This is a genomic window from Corynebacterium sp. HMSC14H10, from assembly GCF_001807105.1.
Lineage (GTDB): Bacteria > Actinomycetota > Actinomycetes > Mycobacteriales > Mycobacteriaceae > Corynebacterium > Corynebacterium jeikeium_D.
Genome location: NZ_KV787451.1, coordinates 43,510 through 61,670, shown reverse-complemented (window position 1 = coordinate 61,670; position 18,161 = coordinate 43,510). Strand labels below are relative to the sequence as shown.

General features: G+C 57.9%; 17 protein-coding genes and 1 tRNA gene. 6 read left to right on the top strand and 12 right to left on the bottom strand.

Translation table 11 applies throughout. The features are described 5' to 3' along the window. Positions 1 to 418 precede the first annotated feature (418 nt). Both ykgO and HMPREF3135_RS10220 read right to left on the bottom strand, forming a co-directional pair. A complete protein-coding gene (ykgO, locus tag HMPREF3135_RS10225; RefSeq protein ID WP_005511141.1) occupies positions 419 to 541 on the bottom strand; it encodes a type B 50S ribosomal protein L36 in 123 nt (40 codons plus the stop codon). Positions 542 to 792: 251 nt separating this feature from the next. Beyond that, positions 793 to 2,274 (bottom strand): sugar porter family MFS transporter, encoded by a 1,482-nt coding sequence (locus HMPREF3135_RS10220; RefSeq protein ID WP_141739594.1) that lies wholly within the window; start codon positions 2,272 to 2,274, stop codon positions 793 to 795. A gap of 38 nt (positions 2,275 to 2,312) precedes the next feature. Here HMPREF3135_RS10220 and nadE point away from each other — a divergent pair, with 38 nt between their 5' ends. Then, the gene (gene nadE, locus HMPREF3135_RS10215; RefSeq protein ID WP_049181988.1) at positions 2,313 to 3,164 is read left to right on the top strand and encodes an ammonia-dependent NAD(+) synthetase; all 852 of its coding nucleotides are present in this window, start codon (positions 2,313 to 2,315) and stop codon (positions 3,162 to 3,164) included. Positions 3,165 to 3,293: 129 nt separating this feature from the next. Here nadE and HMPREF3135_RS10210 read toward each other — a convergent pair whose 3' ends face one another. From HMPREF3135_RS10210 to pgm, 6 genes are all read right to left on the bottom strand, one after another. Next, positions 3,294 to 3,890 (bottom strand): TetR/AcrR family transcriptional regulator, encoded by a 597-nt coding sequence (locus HMPREF3135_RS10210; RefSeq protein ID WP_246818342.1) that lies wholly within the window; start codon positions 3,888 to 3,890, stop codon positions 3,294 to 3,296. A gap of 179 nt (positions 3,891 to 4,069) precedes the next feature. Beyond that, the gene (locus HMPREF3135_RS10205) at positions 4,070 to 4,504 is read right to left on the bottom strand and encodes a pyridoxamine 5'-phosphate oxidase family protein (RefSeq protein WP_070439561.1); all 435 of its coding nucleotides are present in this window, start codon (positions 4,502 to 4,504) and stop codon (positions 4,070 to 4,072) included. A 134-nt stretch (positions 4,505 to 4,638) separates the two neighbouring features. Next, positions 4,639 to 4,714: transfer RNA gene (locus HMPREF3135_RS10200), tRNA-Ala, on the bottom strand. 175 nt (positions 4,715 to 4,889) lie between these two features. After that, the gene (locus HMPREF3135_RS10195) at positions 4,890 to 5,621 is read right to left on the bottom strand and encodes a DsbA family protein (protein ID WP_049182178.1); all 732 of its coding nucleotides are present in this window, start codon (positions 5,619 to 5,621) and stop codon (positions 4,890 to 4,892) included. Between the two features lie 133 nt (positions 5,622 to 5,754). Then, positions 5,755 to 6,195, bottom strand: coding sequence for a MauE/DoxX family redox-associated membrane protein (locus tag HMPREF3135_RS10190; protein ID WP_038627975.1), 441 nt, complete (start codon positions 6,193 to 6,195; stop codon positions 5,755 to 5,757). A 54-nt stretch (positions 6,196 to 6,249) separates the two neighbouring features. Further along, a complete protein-coding gene (pgm, locus tag HMPREF3135_RS10185; protein WP_070439557.1) occupies positions 6,250 to 7,905 on the bottom strand; it encodes a phosphoglucomutase (alpha-D-glucose-1,6-bisphosphate-dependent) in 1,656 nt (551 codons plus the stop codon). A gap of 289 nt (positions 7,906 to 8,194) precedes the next feature. Between pgm and HMPREF3135_RS10180 the strand changes: the two genes are divergently transcribed. The 3 genes from HMPREF3135_RS10180 to HMPREF3135_RS10170 all read left to right on the top strand — a co-directional run bounded on the left by HMPREF3135_RS10180 (position 8,195) and on the right by HMPREF3135_RS10170 (position 10,533). Further along, positions 8,195 to 8,614 carry a fluoride efflux transporter FluC gene (locus tag HMPREF3135_RS10180; protein ID WP_224792265.1) on the top strand — a complete coding sequence of 140 codons (420 nt, stop codon included), beginning with the start codon at positions 8,195 to 8,197 and terminating at the stop codon, positions 8,612 to 8,614. Beyond that, complete coding sequence (locus HMPREF3135_RS10175; RefSeq protein ID WP_038627971.1) at positions 8,611 to 9,036, top strand: fluoride efflux transporter FluC; 426 nt, start codon at positions 8,611 to 8,613, stop codon at positions 9,034 to 9,036. Before HMPREF3135_RS10180 ends, HMPREF3135_RS10175 begins: the two co-directional genes overlap by 4 nt. A 69-nt stretch (positions 9,037 to 9,105) precedes the next feature. Continuing rightward, on the top strand, positions 9,106 to 10,533 hold the full coding sequence (locus HMPREF3135_RS10170; protein WP_038627968.1) for an alanine/glycine:cation symporter family protein: 1,428 nt from the start codon (positions 9,106 to 9,108) through the stop codon (positions 10,531 to 10,533). A 37-nt stretch (positions 10,534 to 10,570) separates the two neighbouring features. On the opposite strand, the gene HMPREF3135_RS10165 is transcribed toward HMPREF3135_RS10170, so the two are convergent. Continuing rightward, positions 10,571 to 11,644 carry a YlbL family protein gene (locus tag HMPREF3135_RS10165; protein WP_038627965.1) on the bottom strand — a complete coding sequence of 358 codons (1,074 nt, stop codon included), beginning with the start codon at positions 11,642 to 11,644 and terminating at the stop codon, positions 10,571 to 10,573. 139 nt (positions 11,645 to 11,783) lie between these two features. On the opposite strand from HMPREF3135_RS10165, the gene HMPREF3135_RS10160 reads away from it, so the two are divergent. Next, the gene (locus HMPREF3135_RS10160) at positions 11,784 to 13,286 is read left to right on the top strand and encodes a zinc-dependent metalloprotease (RefSeq protein ID WP_038627963.1); all 1,503 of its coding nucleotides are present in this window, start codon (positions 11,784 to 11,786) and stop codon (positions 13,284 to 13,286) included. Positions 13,287 to 13,290: 4 nt separating this feature from the next. Here the strand turns inward: HMPREF3135_RS10160 and HMPREF3135_RS10155 are convergent, their stop codons facing one another. After that, positions 13,291 to 13,821, bottom strand: a complete 531-nt coding sequence (locus HMPREF3135_RS10155) for a YgjP-like metallopeptidase domain-containing protein (protein ID WP_016422236.1) — start codon at positions 13,819 to 13,821, stop codon at positions 13,291 to 13,293. A 68-nt stretch (positions 13,822 to 13,889) separates the two neighbouring features. Between HMPREF3135_RS10155 and HMPREF3135_RS10150 the strand changes: the two genes are divergently transcribed. After that, positions 13,890 to 14,825 (top strand): TOMM precursor leader peptide-binding protein, encoded by a 936-nt coding sequence (locus tag HMPREF3135_RS10150; RefSeq protein WP_224792266.1) that lies wholly within the window; start codon positions 13,890 to 13,892, stop codon positions 14,823 to 14,825. 26 nt (positions 14,826 to 14,851) lie between these two features. Here the strand turns inward: HMPREF3135_RS10150 and HMPREF3135_RS10145 are convergent, their stop codons facing one another. Then, on the bottom strand, positions 14,852 to 16,921 hold the full coding sequence (locus tag HMPREF3135_RS10145; protein ID WP_052155631.1) for an ATP-dependent DNA helicase UvrD2: 2,070 nt from the start codon (positions 16,919 to 16,921) through the stop codon (positions 14,852 to 14,854). A 119-nt stretch (positions 16,922 to 17,040) separates the two neighbouring features. After that, positions 17,041 to 18,108 carry a potassium channel family protein gene (locus HMPREF3135_RS10140; RefSeq protein WP_049182182.1) on the bottom strand — a complete coding sequence of 356 codons (1,068 nt, stop codon included), beginning with the start codon at positions 18,106 to 18,108 and terminating at the stop codon, positions 17,041 to 17,043. Positions 18,109 to 18,161: the final 53 nt, after the last annotated feature.

Here is an 18,161-nt window from a genome sequence, read left to right as displayed (position 1 = left end):
CTAGAAAATCGTAGAAAAACAACTATCGGTCCATTTTGGTTAAACCAATTACTGCAAGACGGCTCGAGGCCAATCACACCAATACCAGGTGCCGCAGTGTCCCTGCTCTGCCCTATCCCTCCCCTACCCAACTTCGGATTCCGCAGCGATTTCAAAAATTACAGGCTGCACATGTGAAACTGTGCGAGTTTATGACACTTTCAAGCCATTTTTCGGGCCAATTTTGACATAAACGCAGTCAGTAACTTCCATCGCCCCATCGCTCCACCGCCCCCAGCCATAAACGCTGTCACCGCCTGAACCTGTCCCTCCAAAAACCAAAAACCGCAACCTTCAGCCACAGTAAAACTGCGACTTCAGATTGCGGTTTTGGCAATAAATGAGGAAGCTATTTGCTTCGCGCTAGCCTAAATAAGGCTTAGCCCTGGCGGGCCTTGAAGCGCGGCTCCTTCTTGTTGATCACGTAGACCTTGCCACGACGGCGCACGACCTGAGCGCCCGGCTTGTTCTTCAGCGACCGAAGGGACTTGCGGACCTTCATTCGGGCGCTCCTTTCTACTCGGCTCCGAAACGGGGATGTGCACACTGCACTCTCCCCGGACAATCACCCCAGTGACTGCCTGGCAACGCACCTTTCCTGATAATCCGAAGAAATATCAAAGAGTATGCGTTACGACACGAGTTGCCATACTACCTAATAAGCGGAATAACTCCAAAAATCCGGGGGAAACATGTTCTTTCACAGTCAACCCCAAGATCGTGACTCCCCACGTTGCAACTGCTTCCACTTCTCTACTTGGCAGCGGCAATCATGTACTCGCGGACCTCGGCAAGCGTCTTACCTGAGGTCTCCGGCACCGCCTTGATGGTGAATACCAGCGCAATTGCGCCCGTAATGGCAAAGAAGAAGAACGACCACGCACCACCGACAGCATCCACCATCGGAAGAAAAGCCTGTGCCACAAACCAGTTCGCAACCCATAGCGCGAGCCCTGCCAGCCCCATACCCAGGCCACGGGCCTCTGTCGGGATGATCTCGGAAATCAGGAGCCAGGTCGCCACCGACACAGCCGCCTGCTGGAACACGATAAATACGGTCATCAGCAGAAGCGACATCATGGCACCCGTCGAAGAGTTACTCGACAAACCATAGACGGGCGCCAGCACGAGCAGCGAGCTTGCACAGCCCACCAGACCGATAATCAGCATTCGCCGACGACCAACGCGGTCAATGATGCTCATACCAATTGCACACGAAATCACCGAAGCGATACCGATGATGATGGAGGTATAGACAGAGCTTTCCGTCGACAAGCCAACCTTGTTCATCATCGTCGGCGCGAAATACATAATCGCGTTCGCGCCCGTGACCTGTTGCGTCACGCCAATCAGCATCGCGATGATGACGGTGCGTCGCACCCACGGGGTTTTCACGGCCAGGCGCTCGGCTGCACGCTGATCGGCGCTTGACGACGCCTCACCAACGGCAACCTCAGCCAGGGTCGCCTCATCTCCCTGTATCTGACGCAGCACGGCCAGCGCCTTGCCCTCCTGTCCTCGACGGACGAGGTAGGCCGGAGTGTCCGGCAGAACCAGCATGCCGATGAGCAGCACGATGCCGGGGACAGCGCCTAATCCAAGCATGAGTCGCCAGTTACCGGAGGAGGCTAGGGCGGAGTTGGTGAGGAACGCCACCAGCTGACCAATCACGATCATCAGCGAGTTCAGGCTGACCAGGCGTCCACGCACATGCGGTGGTGCCATTTCGGAGATGTACATCGGTACGACGATGGAAACACCACCGATACAGACGCCGAGCAAAGTACGCGCAGTACCCAGCGAAAACGCACTAGTAGCGAAAGCACACCAGATACTGCCGATGATGAAGCCGACCGCTCCGAGCAGGATGGTGCCACGGCGCCCCAGAGAGTCCGCTACGCGACCACCCAGGAACGCACCGATAGCCGCACCGACCAAGAGCATGGCGGTGACAGTGGACTCCTGTCCTGGAGTCAGCTCAAAAGAGCGCTGGATATACAGCAGCGCGCCTGAGATGACACCGGTGTCGTAACCAAAGAGGAGGCCGCCCAGAGCGGCGATGATAGCCACGGCTATCGACCGAGTTGTGGTGGTTTCCCGGTTTGGTCCAGTCTTATTCTGTTCGGTTGTACTCACGCTGGAAATCTTGCCACCGTCCGGGCAAAGACCCCCTATCCGAACAGCACTTACTCGATAAAGATGAGAGTTTTGGCACTCTTCTGGCAGGAAAACCATCCCTTTTCCCGTCCGGAACTAACGGTAGAGTGAGGCTCATGACACCAGTAGGCACACAGGATTTCCCACATCCCCTCCAGTCGGAGATTATTAACGACCTCCACGTCCAGCCCACCATCAATGCCGCCGAGGAAATCAGCCGCCGAGTCGATTTTCTCTGCGATTATTTCCGCGCCGCGCACGCCAAGGGATTCGTGCTCGGAATTTCCGGCGGTCAAGATTCCACGCTGGCCGGACGTCTAGCGCAGTTGGCCGTCGAAAAGCTTCGCAACGGCGGCGAGGACGCCACCTTCATTGCCATTCGCCTCCCCCACGGCGTGCAGGCCGATGAGGACGACGCACAGGTGGCACTGCAATTCATTCAACCTGACCAAAGGCTAACTATCGATATCGAACCGGCCACCGCCGCGATGACCGCCCAGGTCACCGATGCCCTGGCCGGCAGCGCTATCAGCGACTTCAACAAGGGAAATATTAAGGCCCGCATGCGCATGATTGCCCAGTACGCAGTGGCGGGTGTTGACGGCGCTTTGGTCATCGGAACAGATCACGCCGCGGAGGCTGTCACCGGCTTCTACACCAAGCACGGCGACGGCGCCTGCGACCTCGTCCCGCTGCAGGGGCTGAGCAAGCGCCAGGGCGCGGCCTTACTCCGTCACCTCGGCGCACCATCCAGTACGTGGGAGAAGGTGCCGACGGCCGACCTGGAAGAAGATCGCCCTGCGCTTCCCGACGAAGTTGCGCTCGGGGTGACCTATACCGCCATCGACGACTACCTCGAAGGCAAGGCCGTCTCAGATGAGGATGCCGCGCGAATCGAGCACCTCTACTCCATTTCCCGGCACAAGCGAGCCGTCCCTCCTGGACCGGCCGATTCCTGGTGGCGCTAAGCTACTGTCCCGGGCCACCGATCTAGCACTGTCATCCCGCCCAAAAACTTCCCCCGGCTACTATCGCCCACCTGAGGGGTGCTGGATTAACGTCCCGTACTGAGCAGCAAACCTCTTAAGAGAAACCCCTTAAGAGAAGGTCTCCGCGCCAGCGTCCCAAATAGCTCCAACTGCGGCCAAGCTGTCTGCCGCACCGGCTTCGGCACTTGGTTCCAGCGCAGGTGAACCATCCTGGACGAGCTCGGCGGTCACCAAACCGTGCGCGAACGCCCACATGGCCAATCCCTTAGGCTCATCGCCGGCAACCTTAATGAATGCATCGCGAATCCAGGCATCCAATGACGAAGGCGAGACGACATTCACGAAATTAGTGCGACTCATCAGCCGGTAGCCATGCGGATCGTCGAGAACTGCCTGGCGGTACGCCTGCAGCAGAGACGCCGAAGTGCATTCCTCATCAATGGCAGCATGAATACGCTTGCCCAGATTCTCGAGACTCTCGGTCAGCAGCAGCTGGAGGAGCTCTTCTTTGCCGCTGATGTGCTTATACAGCGATGGCGCCTTCACATCGAGTCGCGCCGCTAGACGGCGCATACTGATTGCGCTCCAACCCGATTCGCGCAGCATCGCGCGCGCTTCATCTACGATCTTCTGCATACGTGGGGACTGCCTGCGCACATCGGGCTGCGCTGGCACCCCATCGGTCGATTCTATGGTGCACGTCACATTTGTGACTGTAACGCGTTGAATCTCACTTAGGGCGCTTTTGGGTAATTTAACCCAACAATTTTTAAAAAAACAGCTAACGGCGGTGCTCAGTCACTAAATGCTGCCTTTGCACGCTGCTAGCTTTGCTTTACGACGGAGCCTCCACCGTCGTAAAGCAAAAGCACCGTATGCCGCCGCTACACTTCGTAGCGATTCGGCTCCTCACCGAGGTGGAAATGGCGACCGGAAACATTGTTCGGGGTAATGCGCACGTAGTTGTACTTCAACGTCGGCAGCCAGGGCTTCAGTGACAGCTCGTCTGCAGCGTTAATATCAGCGCGGGAGGTGAGAACCTCTGCGTCACCCTTTACGATGACCGACCATGCCTTCTGGGCATCCTTGTCCACAAAGTCGGCCTCAAAAAGAACATCGTGGTTCAGAGAAACAGTAAAGAGCTTCGACCCCTCGGCAGTGCGGAAGTAAATGCTCCCCTCATGAACGACGTAGTTCAGCGGGAAAAGATCCATATCATCTTTACGACGAACAACCAGGCGCCCAAAAGTCTGCGTAGCCAGCAGCTCGAGGGATTCTTCGGTGGACAGTTTCTGGATAACGGAGTCGTTGTGTGCCATACCCCCAGTATTCCACCGTTTAGACAAAGTTGCTACAGCCATACGGATTACCAATCACTGAGGTAAACGGCGAGCACACTACCCAGGGCAGATACAAGAAAACCCCCGGCCATTTCGACCGAGGGATTTTCTACTGGTGGAGCTAACGGGACTCGAACCCGTGACCCCCACACTGCCAGTGTGATGCGCTACCAGCTGCGCCATAGCCCCAGAATCAACATCGAAGTGGCTTTCACCCTCCGCTGTGGACTCCTCAAAGGCTACATGGCACTGTCATGTATCACCAAATCCGCATGTAGAACACTCTTTTACGCATTCGCCGAGTACCCCAAAGCGGATCTGCCGAACATGAACTGAAGATGAATCGTGTGAGCGTGCACGGATCCTAGCGCAGGGCCACCTTGACCCACTGCCCCAGTCCGCCATCACCGGAAATGTTCTCCAGAATATCCTTGCCATCGACAAAGACATGCGGCGAGGAAACCTTGCCCAAGCGCTTCTCAAGGTCATCGAAGTTAGCGTCTGCGCTTGCCTTGGCCTCGGTGGTGTCGATGCCGGAGCGGACTTCGCTGACAATTTCGTCAGCGACACCGAGCTGCTCCAGGCGGTCAGCCAGCTCGTCATTGCTCCACGTGACGGAGTTCTGCTGGTCAACCATCATCATTGTGCGGAAGTTCCAATATGCGCGAGCATCCCCGGTCTCAGCAATCTTGCGGGCAGTCGCGTAGATGCGAGTGGAGTGACCGTCACGCTGCTCCTTCTCCTGACCATCCAGGAAGTTCAGCGTGCGGTATTCAGCGACTAGCTTGCCGTCATTTAGCGCCTTGAGCTCATCATCGTGGCCCTCTTCGCTCATCTGAGCACAGTAGTGGCACGAGAAGTCCTCAAAAATCGTGGCTGTTTTAGCCCCTTCGGCGCCGTCCTTGCTTAGCCGGATGACATCACCGTCGAGTGCGACGGAGAAGTCGACGTCCTCATCTGGAAGTCCCTCAATCGGCTGCGACCGGCCGATGTAGATAACTCCGCCGATAACAACAACAACGACAGCAAGAAGGGCAATCAGGCCAACGACGAAGCCACTGCCCTTTTCATTTGGGTTCTTAATCTTCTGACTCACACCGCTTACGATAGCGGTGTTTTCTTGCCAATGACACAATTGTGCCTGAGAAAACGGGAATGGTTGCTAGACCCCATCGCCTTACTTCAGCCCACTTGCCCTATTGCTTAGGCTTAAAAATCTAGCGGGCGGGCTAGGCGTAAATGGCAAACTTCTTCCACGGCCATACGTACACAAATACAGCCAACGCCAAAAAACCTATGTCTCGGGCAATTGACTTGAGATATGAAACTGCGTCAGCGTTCTCGTCGTAGCCACCGCCACCAAAGCAACCGCAGTCAATCTGCAGTCCGCGCGCCCACGCCGAGATAATGCCTCCGACGAACACCAGCAAGAGCGCTCCTGACAATACTGCTACCGGACGCAGGAAAAGCCCCAATACCAGTAAGAGTCCAAGGATGACTTCGAAGGCGGGCAGCGCAACCGCTACCATCGGCACCAAGTCGCTCGGCAGCAGTTCATAAGCTTGCACTGCCTGACGCGATTCCAGCGGGTTCAGCAGTTTGATAAGACCCGAGTACAACCAAACTGCAGCTAGGCCGAATCGGGCCACCACGCCTACGAAATTCTTCATACACAGAAATATTAGTACAGGTTAACTGCTTACAGTTAGCCCAACGGCTACCGATTATCCGTTCAGAACTGCCGCGACCACGTCCTGTGCCTCAACCTGAACCTGTGCCAGGTGATCCGCTCCCTTGAAGGACTCCGCGTAAATCTTGTACTTATCTTCAGTGCCCGACGGGCGTGCTGCGAACCAAGCGTTCTCCGTAACCACCTTGAGGCCACCAATCGCAGCGCCGTTACCCGGCGCTTCAGTCAGTTTGGCTGTGATGGTCTCCCCAGCCAGGGTGTCGGCCTTGACCTGCTCCGGCGAGAGCTTCTTCAGGATTGCCTTCTGCTCACGGGTTGCGTCCGCATCGGTGCGGGCGTAAGCCGGGGCACCGTACTTATTGGCGAGCTCTGCGTAGAGCTGCGATGGAGTCTTCTCGGTCACGGCCTTGATCTCGCTGGCCAGGAGGTCCAGGATGATGCCGTCCTTATCGGTAGACCACACAGTGCCGTCGTGACGCAGGAACGATGCGCCGGCGGATTCTTCACCACCGAAACCGATGGTGCCGCCGAGCAAACCCGGGACGAACCACTTAAAGCCGACTGGAACTTCCACTAGCTTGCGACCCAAATTGGCGACGACGCGGTCAATCATCGACGAAGACACCAGCGTCTTACCGACCGCGGTGTCCTGCGACCAGCCCGGGCGGTGTGCGAAGAGGTAATCAATGGCAACGGCCAGGTAGTGGTTCGGGTTCATCAAGCCTGCGTCCGGTGTCACAATTCCGTGACGGTCCGAGTCCGCGTCATTGCCGGTGGAGATGTCGAACTTATCGCGGTTACCAATCAGGGACGCCATCGCATTCGGTGAGGAGCAGTCCATACGAATCTTGCCGTCTGTATCCAGCGTCATAAAACGCCAGGTCGCATCAACCAGCGGATTGACCACAGTCAGATTTAGGTTATGCGCATCGCCAATTGCACCCCAGTAATCCACCGACGCACCACCCATTGGGTCAGCGCCGATACGCACGCCGGCATCACGGATGGCGTCGAGGTTGACAACATTCGGCAGGTCCGACACGTATGCGTTGAGGTAGTCGTGCTTTACGACGAGGTCAGCGGCCTTATCCACCAGCTGGCGCTTAACCCCATCCAGGCCCTTAGCCAGGTATTCATTGGCACGAGCTGCAATCCAGTCCGTCGCATCCGCGTCCGCCGGACCACCGGTCGGCGGGTTGTACTTAAAACCACCATCTCGTGGCGGATTGTGGGAAGGGGTAATCACGATGCCGTCGGCACGCGCGGAGCTACTACCCGTCGGACCGCCCTCCACGTCGCGGTTATACGTCAGAATCGCGTGACTGACGGCCGGGGTCGGCGTGTAGCGATCCTGAGCGTCAACCATCACGGTAATGCCGTTGGCCGTGAGCACCTCGAGGGCGGAAATCATTGCCGGCTCGGACAGGCCGTGGGTATCGCGGCCAACGTACAGTGGGCCTTCAATGCCCTGGCCCTTGCGGTAATCCACGATGGCCTGAGTAGTGGCGTGAATGTGGTCTTCGTTGAAAGCGCCGTCGAGGGAGGAACCGCGGTGACCGGAAGTACCGAAGACGACCTTCTGGTCGGGGTTATTCGGGTCCGGGTGCTTTGTGTAGTAGGCAGTGACCAGTTCCGCGACATCGATAAGGTCGGATGGCTGGGCCAATTGCCCGGCGCGCTCATGAGCCATTGTGGGTATCCTCCTGCTAAATCGGCGAACTGCGCAACCGCCGATTTCATTGCCGACCAACCGGCCGAGACAAAGAAACCGAACTTAGATGCGCTTCCTCCTCTCCAGTGTCCCCGTTTTAGGGACAGCGCGCATGGCAAGAACCACTCGGTAAGGCAAACTCGCCCCTGCAATAGGGTGCATCAGATAGATTGCCGCGTGCCGACGGGAGCACCTTCTCGAAAGGATTCCGGGCTGCCGGCACCTGTCTCCTGTCCCCCCCTTTAGCCGCTGTGCTAGCGTTTTCACCGTGAATGAGGAATCTGTTGCTCCGAAGCTGCCATCAGCAGGACGAGCGCAGGGTCTGACAGCTCTGGCCGTGGCCGGCGGCGCCGCTGTTGGCGCAGTAGGTCGCTTTCTGTTCGGAGCGGCGATCGATGCAATCGTTGGCTCGGGAATTAGCGCAATCTCGACGACTGTCATCAACTTACTGGGCTGCCTTCTCTTCGGCCTGGTCAGCAGTATCGCGTTTGCTAATCCTCGGCTTTCCGCTTTCTGCGGTACTGGCTTTTGTGGCGGCTTCACCACTTTCTCCGCCTTTGTCATTCTCCTATTGGCACAGGCGGACACGTCAGTCGTGCTGATTGTGAGCGTTGGGCTTATTCACCTGCTGTGTTGTCCCCTCGCCTACTGGTTGGGAACCAAGTGTGCGCGGGAGGTTGCGGAATGACCGGCGATCTCCTCAGTTCTTTTCCCTCGGCGCTCTCTGCCATTCTCGCTATCGCAGTTGGCGCCGCAGTAGGTGGAGCGCTGCGCTATACGCTGGCCGAACTTGCGGTGAAGTGGGCTGATTCCAAACTGCCCGGAACGTGGACCGCGAATATGATTGCCTGCTTCGTCGCCGGTGCCGCTGCTGTGGTGTGGTCGCGGGGAACGTCGACAAGCGACGGCATGACCCCTGCCCTGGCCTATGCGACGGTGATGATTGGCTTCGCCGGCGGCCTGTCGACGTGGTCCACACTCGCCGGAGAGATCACACGCCTTAAAAACCAACACTTTTGGAGGGCATGTGGGTACGTTGCTCTCACACTGATTGGCGGAATGATCTTTGTTTTCGCCGGAATGCGTTTACCCCCACTTGTGGCGAATTAGTAGCGCAATAATCATTTTCTGAGAATTTAATGATTGGGTTTAGGCTTTCTACCAGTAAAGTTCCACAGCATGGAAAGCTTCAGCGATTTTGTCTCAGCGGCGGATAGTTTTATTTGGAGTCCGTACCTCCTCATCCCCGCGCTGATCGGCACCGGAATCATCTTGACCATTCGCCTGGGCGCAATTCACCTGGTCAAACTCGGCTCGGCACTGCGCCTCGGACTCATCGACCGTAACGACGACGACGCCGAGGGAGATATCACCAACTACCAGGCGCTGGCGACGGCTCTCGCGGCAACTGTCGGTGTCGGCAACATTGTCGGTGTCGCTACCGCAATCGGCTTAGGTGGACCCGGTGCGCTGTTCTGGATGTGGGTAACCGGCCTGCTAGGTATGGCATCGAAGTACTCCGAGGCATTCCTGGGCGTGAAGTACCGCCAGACCGATGCAGCTGGCGAACAGTCCGGTGGTCCGCAGTACTACCTGCGCAAGGCCATCCCGAATGGTTTTGGTAAGACGCTGGGCATTCTCTTCGCCGTCTTCGCTGCGCTGGCGGCGTTTGGTATCGGCAACCTAACCCAGGGCAATGCCGTGGCCTCGAACCTGGAAAACAGCTTCGACATCGATCCGACGCTCTCCGGCATGATTATGTTCATCCTGGTAGGTGCAGCTCTGATGGGTGGCATTAAGTCGATTGGCCGCATCACCGCCAGCTTTGTGCCGATGATGATTGTGCTCTACATCGGTGCGGCCGTGTGGGTGCTCGTCGCCAATGTCTCGGCGCTGCCCGAAACCTTCAAGCTCATCTTCACCGATGCTTTCACCGGCACCGCGGCCGTTGGTGGGTTCGCAGGATCCACGCTCATTCTCGCCCTGCAGATGGGTGTTGCCCGCGGTCTGTTCTCCAACGAGTCGGGCCTGGGTTCCGGTGCTATCGCCGCTGCCGCCGCATCGACGACTCACCCAGTTCGTCAGGGTTTGGTCTCCATGACTCAGACCTTCATTGACACCATCATCGTCGTGTCCTTCACCGGCCTGGTTATCATCAGCACCGGTGTTTGGCAGGATGGCAACGTCGACACTGGCGCTCTGACCGCTGAGGCATTCTCCCGCGGTCTGCCGGGCCACTGGGGTGGCACCATCGTCACGCTGTCGGTTGTCTTCTTCGCATTCTCCACCATGCTGGGCTGGTCCTACTACGGTGAGCGCGCCTTCGAGTCCCTGGTCGGTCGCCGCGGCACCGGCCTCTACCGTGCGGTCTTCACCTGCGTGGTCTTCGTCGGCGCGGTAACTCAGCTGGAAACCGTCTGGTCCGTCGCCTCGGCCCTCAACGGCCTGATGGCGCTGCCGAACCTCATCGGTCTGATTGTCCTGTCCGGGCTCATCGCGCGTGAGACAAAGGCATACCTCGAATTTGACCCTCAACTTCGCGCAACGGCTGCGGAAATCGACAAGTGGCAGTCTCAGCAAGACTTCGAGGCTTTCAGTAAGAACTAACTGAAACTACCTGCTGCCCGTAAGGGCTACGGCAAAACTACGAGCAGGTCTGCGCGGTCTCCGGCTTTTCGATTGCCGCAAGCGCGTCGTCAAGCACAGAGACCTTTACCAACTTCATATCGCCTCGGTCGGCAGTCACAGCTTCTGCGCAATTGCCTTCCGGCACGAAGAACATCTCGGCGCCCTCATCTCGGGCAGCCGAGATTTTGTGTGTAATGCCACCGATTTCGCCCACGTTGCCGGCAGCGTCAATAGTGCCAGTGCCAGCGAGGTGCTGCCCCTCGGTCAGATCGCCTGGACTCAGCTTGTCAATCACTCCAAGCGTCATCATGAGACCCGCCGACGGACCTCCAATGCCGCTGAGCTGGTACTCAACTTTGGTGTCGTCCGCGGATTGCGCCCCCATCCCCACGCCGAGCAGCGCGGCATTCTTTTGATGCGGGTTTTCCGCCAGTGTCACAGAAATATCGACGGCTTTCTCGGGGGCAGAGTCCTCGCCCTTAGCAGCCTTCTGCTTATCGACGGTCGCAGGCTTGACCCTCAACGTGACAGTATCGCCCGGGTTGCGTCCGGCAATAATCGCCTTGACTTGCTCGGGCTTGCTTACTGCCACCCCATCCACTGCGAGAATCACATCGTCTTCATGCAGTCGCCCATCGACGGGACTATCCGGCACTGTGTAGGCGACGGTGACTTCCATCGGCAACCCGAGATGTGCCAGTGCAGCGGAGGTGGCGTTGGCCTCCGACTCGGTGAATGCAGCCTTGTTCTCCTCTTCCACCTCGTCCTGGCTCTGGCCCGGAGGGAAGACCGCCTCAATGGGGACGATATCGTTGTCACGATCAAACCACAGGCCAATGACCTGCGGCAATGTCAGGTTATGCCTGACTGCGACGGTTGTCATATCCAGCGTGCCCTTAGAGCGTTCGGAGTCCGCAGCACTGCCGCTGACCGAGATAATGCTCTTTCCCTCGACATCGCTGAGGACGTCGAAGACCGGGCCAGGCCCCTGCGCGGCATAGGGAACTGTCAGCGTTGGCAGCGAAAGCACAGTTGCCAACGCGGCGATGGGCACAGCGCCCGCAACAAGAGTTTGGGTACGACGATTCACAAATAACACCCTACATTCTCGCTATCTGCCTACTGGACACCTGATGAATGTTGTTCGTGTCTGTTCGCTGGGCGCGAAGTTGCCAATAAAGTGGTGCTTTTAAGTACTCACGCGGGTCATTGCCCGGTACGGTGGGAGCATGAGTTCTAACGGATTTGGCTTTGGTCCGAACGACAATGATGACGATCGTGACGACGCTGGCAACAATGACTCCGGCCAGGGCGGTCAGGGCGGCCAGGGCGGTCCTTTCGGTTTCTTCGGGTTCCCCTTCGGTGGCATGGGCGGCGCCGGTGGCTTCGGTTTCGGCGGCCCCGGGCAGCCCGGCAGCGGCGCCTCTGGCAAAGGAGAACAGCCGAACTTGGGCGATATTCTCAACCAGTTCGGCGAGATGTTCTCCGGCATGGGGCAGCGATTCCAGGAGTCTAACTCTGGCCCTGTCAACTACGACGCGGCCGAGCGCGTTGCGCGGACCCGTCTTGGTAACCCAGCTCCGGTGAAGGACTCGGCCCGCGAGGCGCTGGCTGATTCCTTGCGCCTGGCCGAACTGTGGCTAGATGACGTCACCTCCCTTCCCGCTGGTGTCAACCGCGTAGAAGCGTGGAATAGCCTGCAGTGGTTGGAGAACACCAAGTCGACATGGACTCGCCTTGTCGATCCCGTCGCCAGCCGCATGAGTGATGCCTCCCTCGAGGGCGTTCCAGAAGAAGCTCGCGAGATGATGGGCCCGATGCTGGGCATCATGCGTCAGATGAACTCGATGAGTTTCGGTACTCAGCTAGGGAATGCGCTGGCTGAATTGGCACAGACGAGCCTGACTGGTTCTGACCTCGGGCTGCCGCTACACACCACTGGTGCGGCGGTACTGCTGCCAACACATCTAGTTACTCTCGCAGAGGAACTCGAGGTTCCAGCGCGCGATCTGTTTATCTACGCCACTGCCCGCGAAGCTGCACACCAACGTCTTTACGACCGCGTGCCATGGCTGGCTGAACGCATGATTTCCTCTGTCGAGGAGTACGCCGCTGGCATCGTCATCGACTACTCCGCGATCGAAGAGGCCGCCCGCGGTCTGGATATTGAGAACATGCAGGATCCGCAGCGTATGCAGGAGGCTATGAGTCAGCTGCAAAATATGGATCTGAGTCCGAAGATTCGTTCTCGTAACGAGAATGCTCGTACTCGTTTCCAGACGCTGCTAGCACTGGTCGAAGGGTGGGTGGACATGGTTGTCACCGATGCCCTCGGTGAGCGTCTACCGGGTGCCGCACAATTGGATGAAGCCTGGCGTCGTCGCCGCGCCACCGAAGGTGCTGAGCAGGCGCTGGAGAAGGCCACCGGCATTGACCTCGGCTCCCCCAAGGTGCGTGAGGCAACCAACTTGTGGCACCGCCTGACCACCGCTGTGGGCATCGAGCAACGTGACAAGGTCTGGGATCACCCGGACTTCCTGCCCGTAGCAGAAGATTTGGATGAACCCGCGGCCTTTATTGACTCGGTTCTTGGCGGTTCGGACAACGATGACTTCGACCCGATCGCAGAGCTTGAAGAGCAGCTGCGCAAAGAAGCCGAAAAACGCGCGGCTGAGGGCAAGGACAGTGACACCGACGAGGACAATTCTGGCGACACCGATGACGATAAGTAGCTAGTTAGCTCTGGGTTCCCCAGCGCTGATACGCCTCTAAATAGCCCCGTGCCCGTTCGTGGTACGGGGCTTTTGCCGCCCAATACCAGAACTCTTCGGTATGACCCCCGTCGACGAAAGTGTGCACCAGTTCGTGCACAATGACATCGTCGAGGACGTACCCCGGGACGTCGGCAAGCCTGTGCGAAATGCGAATACGTCCCGGACTATCGACGCCGCCGGTGACCGATGCCCACCTGCGCGACATGTTCTTGACCCATTTGATTGACTCAAACCGCGGGCGATCTTCCAGCACCGTACGCGAGAGCAGCCGTGCGCGGCGCTCCAGCTCGGAATTATCCAGGTTGCTGCCAACTTTCTTCCGCACTCGCGCCACAATTTCATTGACCTGCTGTTTTTCCGCAGCGGCGCTGAGGTCGTCCGGAACCATGACAATGATTCGGTTTCCCTCCGCGCGGGCGGACACAGTACGGCGGCGGCGCTTCGAGCGCCGAACCTCAACATCCGGGCCGTACTCAGGTCGCTTGGTGCTCATGCTTTTTAAGCGTATATGCTCTGCCCTGCGATTGCGTAAAAGCTGGCCCCGGGGTAAAAGATATTTTTATGGGGGAATACAGGGATACGTCTCGGGGGCGGGATGGTACGGCTGGCGTAATAGGTTCGGACGCACCCGCAGCACAAACGCTTGCCGCGCCTACCACGGACTACGCGCTGCGCCCGGAGATACCGATTATCATGCGCCCAGGCGCGCGGATTCAGTTCGGCGTGGAACCGGAGCGCAGCATGATTCTGCCGCTTTCCGACGGCACCCCGCCGGGGCCTGTCTTCTCGGCACTTCTTGCAGCTCATAGAGGTAGCACCTTAAGCGAGGCCTTTGCTGACAGTCACGACAAACTGTCACCGCAGTTCATTACAGCACTTATCTCCGACCTTCACCGAGCAGCACTGGTCCAAAAACCACCGACACGACGGAGGATTACGCTGATCGGTCGGGACAGTTTGCGCACTGGACTTTTAAAAGAGCTTCGTCGCACGGGTTGCGGTAGTTGGACGAAGGCAATGTCGCCCACTCGCAATGCGACGCTGAAAATATCTCAATCCACGCCGGAAGACATCGGGCTCGCGGTGGTCACGGGCATGGAAGTACCGAGCATGCCCTTGGTTCGCGCTCTGTTTCATCGTGGAATTGAGCATCTGCACACGCATTTCCGCGATGGAGCACTGATTCTTGGGCCGCTTGTTCAGCCAGGTCAAGGGCCCTGCTCGATGTGTTTCGAAGCTTATCGACGAGACCGCGACCCCGTCCGGGCACTGATTGCGCTGCAGCTTCGCACTTTTACGCCCGTGACCGCACCGGAATGGCTGAACACAGCGGTGCCGCTGTTGGTTGGGCAGCTGCGGCGACCGGACCTCTCAGATCTATGTGCGACAGAGGTGCGCATAGATCTGGAAAGCCTCGATATCACCCGCACTACGGTTGCTCCCCACCCGCAGTGCCCAGTGTGTGGTCATGGCAACTCGCAGATGCAGTTCATGTAATTCGAAGTTCCTTGAGCAGAATCTGACTAGGAATTCACAAAAGAATTGACGATTCCCAAGATGCCTTCGCCGAAATGATTGAGCTTCGCCTCTCCAATTCCGGGAATCTGCAGAAGTTCCTCCGGCGTAGTCGGTTGCTGCTCACCGATGGCCAGAAGGGTCGCATCGGAGAAGATCACGAATGCGGGGACAGTCATTTCTCTCGACATTTCCAGGCGCCATGCACGCAATGCTTCCAGTAGCGCAGGATCCGCACTGACCGGGCACTCTTCACAGCGCCCTGAGATCCGCTCCGCATCGGTGTGCAATGGCTTAGTGCAGCCCTTGCACTGTTTGGACTGCTGACGCTTACCACGGGAACTAGAGCTCCTTGAGCTTCGCTGTGCCTCCGCCGAGTAGTCAGAGACATCAATGTCGAGTTCATCGAGGAATCGTGTGCGGCGACGTGACCTGCGGCCGCCTTCTGTCCGCGACAATGACCAAGATAGCTCCAGATGTTCACGGGCTCGAGTAATGCCGACATAGAACAGACGGCGCTCTTCTTCGATGGCTTCCGCTCCCTGTGCAGGAGATCGGTCGAATTTATTCAGCGAATGTTGGATAGGCAGCGAACCGTCGGTAAGCCCAACGAGGAACACCGCATCCCACTCCAGCCCCTTGGCTGCATGCAGGCTAGCCAACGTCACGCCATCCAGCGTCGGCGGATGCTTGGCCTGCTGCCGAGTGTGCAATTGGCCGAGGAGCGCCTGGATATTGACCTCGGTGTTGGCATGAACGATGTCCTTACACAGGTCGAATAGGGCGCGCAGTGACTGCCAACGTTCCCTGGCACCAGTGCCTTCCGGCTCTTGGTCAGTCATGCCAAGACCCGCGAAAACCTGCTTGACCAAATCCAACAGATTCGTGCCCTGCAATGTCGGAACAGTCCGTGAGGAACGGGAAACTCGCACAAGTGCTGCGATGGCATCGCGGATCTCGGGACGCTGGTAGAAACCGTCCCCGCCACGAACCTGGTAGGCGACTCCTACCTCGGACAAAGCCTGCTCAAAAACTGCGGACTGTGCGTTAATCCGGTACAAAACGGCAATCTCCGATGCCGGCGTACCTGCGTCGATAAGTCGCTTGATGCTGCGCGCGGTCGCGCGAGCTTCCATTGGCTCATCGTCGTACTGATTGAAAGTCGGCTCCGGGCCGTCTTCACGCTGCCCAATCAGCTTCAGCCGCGAGCCGGCGATACGTCCCTGCGCACGGCCGATGACATTGTTGGCCAGCCCGACGACCTGTGGGGTCGATCGGTAGTCCCGCTGCAGGCGGACCACTGTGGCTTCCGGGTAGTCCCGAGAGAAGTTCATCAGGTATTGCGGAGTCGCGCCTGTGAAAGAGTAAATCGTCTGGTTGGCGTCCCCGACAACTGTCAGGTTGTCACGGTCTCCCAGCCAGGCGTTGAGAACTCGCTGCTGTAACGGGGTGACATCCTGGTACTCATCGACGACGAAGCACCGATACTGGTTGCGGAATTCCTCCGCCACTGCACGGGAATTCTCCATCGCACCGGCGGTGTGAATGAGTAGGTCGTCGAAGTCGAGCAATAGCCCGTCCGGGGTGGTTTTTATGTCCTCGTAAGCGCGATAGCAATCGACAATTTTCTCCGCGGACAACGGCGCCGTGCGCCCATGCTCCCGCAGCGCGGCTTGGTACTGATCCGCACCGGCCAGAGTGGCCTTCGCCCACTCAATCTCGCCCATGACATCTCGGATTGTTTCCTTAGAGGTGTCCAGGCCCACTCGACGTACTGCTTGGGCGACAACACGGAATTTCTTGTCATCCAACAGCTGCCAGGGCATATCACCGGCGACTTGGGGCCAGAAGTAGCGCAGCTGGCGAAGTGATGCCGAGTGGAAAGTGCGCGCCTGGACTCCAGGCGTTCCCATCTTTGCCAGGCGGTCGCGCATCTCCCCTGCGGCACGCGAGGTAAATGTCACCGCTAATACCTTTTGCGGCTGCACAAACCCCTGGTCAATGAGGTACTTGATGCGATGAGTAATTGTTCGGGTCTTACCTGTACCGGCTCCGGCAAGAATGCACACCGGCCCCATCGGAGCCGTGGCTGCCTCACGCTGATCTGGATCCAGCCCAGCTAGATATTCCGGCTCGTTCACATCCGCCTCTGAGTAAGTCAAAAGTTGTTAGACCCCATTTTTAAACTTGTCGAGTGCTATTCGTCATTGCTGTAGACACGGCGGACGTACAGCAGCCGGTCGCCTGGCTCCACCGATTCACACTCCGGTGAATCAATTCGGTACAGCTCACCCGAGCGCACCACACCGAGTGCAATATCCGCGAGGTGCCGTGGGCTGGCACCGATTTCCTCTTCGGTGACGAGCCTCTCTGCAACAGAGAATCCTTCATCCGGGCTCAGGAGGTCTTCCATCATCTCCACCACCGAAGGAGTCACCGTGGCCAGCCCCAGCATTCGGCCGGCGGTTTCAGAAGAAATGACCACTTGGTCTGCACCTGACTGCGTCAACAAGTGGCGGTTTTCTGATTCACGCACTGAAGCCACAATTGAGGCACCCGGTGCCAACTCGCGGACAGACAACGTGACCAGCACCGCTGTGTCATCTTTGTTCGGTGCAACGACTATAGAGCGGGCACGCTGAATACCAGCTAACTTCAGCACATCAGATTTAGTAGCCGACCCATGCACCGTCGCCAAGCCTTGATTCGAAGCGTGGTCGAGTGCTTCCTTGTCCGTATCAATAACAACGATTTCTGCCGGATCTACGCCGTCCGCGAGAAGAGCTGCAATGGCAGAACGACCCTTGGTGCCGTATCCGATAACGACGGTGTGGTTGCGCAACTGTCTCCTCCAGCGCTGAATTTGCAGGGTTTTCCGAGACTCTTGGGTCAAAACGGTCAGAGTAGTACCGACCAAGAGAGCAAGGAAGGCCACACGCAGTGGCGTAATGATCAAAATATTGAGTAATCGAGCCCTCTGTGTGACCGGCGTGATGTCACCGTAGCCCGTCGTCGACAGGCTGACAGCCGAGTAATACACCGCATCGATGAAGGTGAGAGGCTCCGTGTATCCGTCGTGATCGTAGTAGACCACGACGGATGCAATCAGCAGCAAAAACACGGCGTAGTTCAAACGACGTATGATTAGCCGCCAAGGATTCTTCGGCGCGGACTCAGGCAGACCAATGACTCCCAGCAGTGCATGCCCGGGAAGATCATTGAGCCCGGTTTCGTATCCCGAAGATTTCCGAATTGGATTACGCAACCGCTCCTCGCCTGCCTTTCATGAAAACTCCTCCCGGTGAAAAATAGCGCATA

What these genes read in the sequence shown, in the direction of transcription:
- ykgO (WP_005511141.1), bottom strand. Translation starts at nt 541, where the DNA reads ATGAAGGTCCGCAAGTCCCTTCGGTCGCTGAAGAACAAGCCGGGCGCT.
- HMPREF3135_RS10220 (WP_141739594.1), bottom strand. Translation starts at nt 2,274, where the DNA reads ATGGTTTTCCTGCCAGAAGAGTGCCAAAACTCTCATCTTTATCGAGTA.
- nadE (WP_049181988.1), top strand. Translation starts at nt 2,313, where the DNA reads ATGACACCAGTAGGCACACAGGATTTCCCACATCCCCTCCAGTCGGAG.
- HMPREF3135_RS10205 (WP_070439561.1), bottom strand. Translation starts at nt 4,504, where the DNA reads ATGGCACACAACGACTCCGTTATCCAGAAACTGTCCACCGAAGAATCC.
- HMPREF3135_RS10190 (WP_038627975.1), bottom strand. Translation starts at nt 6,195, where the DNA reads ATGAAGAATTTCGTAGGCGTGGTGGCCCGATTCGGCCTAGCTGCAGTT.
- pgm (WP_070439557.1), bottom strand. Translation starts at nt 7,905, where the DNA reads ATGGCTCATGAGCGCGCCGGGCAATTGGCCCAGCCATCCGACCTTATC.
- HMPREF3135_RS10175 (WP_038627971.1), top strand. Translation starts at nt 8,611, where the DNA reads ATGACCGGCGATCTCCTCAGTTCTTTTCCCTCGGCGCTCTCTGCCATT.
- HMPREF3135_RS10170 (WP_038627968.1), top strand. Translation starts at nt 9,106, where the DNA reads ATGGAAAGCTTCAGCGATTTTGTCTCAGCGGCGGATAGTTTTATTTGG.
- HMPREF3135_RS10160 (WP_038627963.1), top strand. Translation starts at nt 11,784, where the DNA reads ATGAGTTCTAACGGATTTGGCTTTGGTCCGAACGACAATGATGACGAT.
- HMPREF3135_RS10155 (WP_016422236.1), bottom strand. Translation starts at nt 13,821, where the DNA reads ATGAGCACCAAGCGACCTGAGTACGGCCCGGATGTTGAGGTTCGGCGC.
- HMPREF3135_RS10150 (WP_224792266.1), top strand. Translation starts at nt 13,890, where the DNA reads ATGGGGGAATACAGGGATACGTCTCGGGGGCGGGATGGTACGGCTGGC.
- HMPREF3135_RS10145 (WP_052155631.1), bottom strand. Translation starts at nt 16,921, where the DNA reads ATGGGGCCGGTGTGCATTCTTGCCGGAGCCGGTACAGGTAAGACCCGA.